Genomic DNA, 326 nt, shown 5'->3' with positions numbered 1-326 from the left:
GAGTACCGAAGTTCCTGATTTCACACTGCCAAGAAAAGCCTCTAGTGAGGATGTGGGTGCCCGTACCGCAAACCGACACAGGTAGGCGAGGAGAGAATCCTAAGGTGAGCGGGATAACTCTCGTTAAGGAACTCGGCAAAATGACCCCGTAACTTCGGGAGAAGGGGTGCTCGTTCAGGTTTCGGCCTGGATGAGCCGCAGTGAAAAGGCCCAAGCGACTGTTTATCAAAAACACAGGTCTCTGCGAAGCCGAAAGGCGAAGTATAGGGGCTGACACCTGCCCGGTGCTGGAAGGTTAAGGGGACGAGTTAGTCCTTCGGGACGAA

1 rRNA gene is annotated in these 326 nt (G+C 54.3%); it reads left to right on the top strand.

Features of this window, described 5'->3' with window-relative positions:
* A 23S ribosomal RNA gene (locus GH754_RS19350) occupies positions 1 to 326 on the top strand; the annotation flags it as partial.

It is taken from the genome of Salinibacillus xinjiangensis (assembly GCF_009649735.1).
Classification (GTDB): Bacteria; Bacillota; Bacilli; order Bacillales; family Alkalibacillaceae; genus Salinibacillus; species Salinibacillus xinjiangensis.
Note: the sequence above shows the minus strand (reverse complement) of the source record. Positions and strands in the feature narration are given on the sequence as shown.